The organism is Streptomyces sp. CO7 (genome assembly GCF_053474865.1).
Genome location: NZ_JBRIOU010000023.1, coordinates 1 through 1,392, shown reverse-complemented (window position 1 = coordinate 1,392; position 1,392 = coordinate 1). Strand labels below are relative to the sequence as shown.

General features: G+C 77.1%; 1 protein-coding gene. It reads right to left on the bottom strand.

All coding sequences use genetic code 11. From position 1 onward, the window contains the following. Window positions 1-128: 128 nt before the first annotated feature. Window positions 129-1,328: an isochorismate synthase gene (locus ACOV8S_RS30835; RefSeq protein WP_448321785.1), complete on the bottom strand. Its 1,200-nt coding sequence runs from the start codon at window positions 1,326-1,328 to the stop codon at window positions 129-131. Window positions 1,329-1,392 lie beyond the last annotated feature (64 nt).

Here is a 1,392-nt window from a genome sequence, read left to right as displayed (position 1 = left end):
GGTCTCGCCCCGCCAGTAGCCGGCGGATGTCGCCGACCGCTACCGCGCCGCCGGCCAGGTCGGCGCGTCGACGCCGGGCGTGGTGGCGGGCTGCGCGGTGGCGGGCTGACGGGCGTCGGTCTCGGTGCTCACAGAGCGGCTCCCACGGCGTTCAGGAAGGTACGGAACTTGGCGGCGGTCTCGGCGGTCTCCGCCTCGGCGGAGGACGCCCCCACGATGCCCGCCCCGGCGAACAGGCGCAGCAGCGCGCCCTCGGCCTCCGCGCAGCGGATGGTGACCACCCACTCGCCGTCGCCGGAGGCGTCCTGCCAGCCGACCATGCCGGTGTAGGCGCCACGGTCGAAGGGCTCGTAACCGGCGATCACCTCGCGGGCCAGGCCGGTGGGGGTGCCGCAGACCGCGGGCGTCGGGTGCAGCGCGGAGGCCAGGTCGAGGGCGGTGGTCTCCGGGTCGGCCAGCTCGCCGGTGACGGTGGTGGACAGGTGCCACATGGCCGCCGTGTTGACCAGGGTGGGGCGCCCGGGCACCTCGATGCGGGAGCAGAACGGGGCCAGCGCCTCGCGTACCGCCTCCACCACCACGGCGTGCTCGTGCAGGTCCTTCGGGGACTCCAGCAGGCTGTGGGCGCGCCGGACGTCCTCGGCGAGGTCGGTGGAGCGCGGCAGCGAACCGGCCAGCGGGTTCGCGGTCAGGGTGGTGCCGCGGCGGGAGACCAGCAGTTCGGGGCTGGCGCCGATCAGGGTGCGGCGCGGACCGGTGGGCACCGCGAAGGTGTAACCGCCGGGGTCGCGGCGGGCCAGCCGGCGCAGCATCAGCGGGAGGTCCGGCTCCTGACCGCAGGTCAGTTCCAGCGTGCGGGCCAGCACGACCTTGTCGAACTCCCCGGCGCGGATGCGGGCCGCGGCGTCGGCGACCGCCCGGCCGTACTCGGCGCCCGAGGGCACCTCGCGCACCTGCCAGTCCCGGCGCGGCCCGTCGGCCACCGGCAGGGCGATCAGCGGGTCCTCGACCAGCGCGGGCGCGGTGCGCAGCGAGGCGGGCACCGCCAGGGAGGGCGGCGCGTCCGGGGAGAACGGCACCGAGCCCATGACCACCGCGCCGGGGTCCCCGGTGCGCTCCGGGGCGTCGGCGAGGACCTCGCGGACGCGCTCGGTCAGCGGACGGGCGTCGTGCGGGACGCGGGCCGCGACGCCCTCGCCGAGCAGGGTGCGGTGCGGGGTGGCGAGGAAGCGGTCGCCGGGACGGTAGGCGTCCAGCAGCGCGGTCGCCGCGCCGAGGACGGCGGGCGGAGCGGGAAGGACCGTGGACTCTCGCAGGGGGGCGGTCATCACTTCTCCAGTTCGTCGGACGGGGGCGGGCGAGCCCTCGCTGGGCCCCCGGTGCGTGTGGGGG

Coding starts and splice junctions, on each gene's coding strand:
- ACOV8S_RS30835 (WP_448321785.1), bottom strand. CDS start 1,328: ATGACCGCCCCCCTGCGAGAGTCCACGGTCCTTCCCGCTCCGCCCGCC.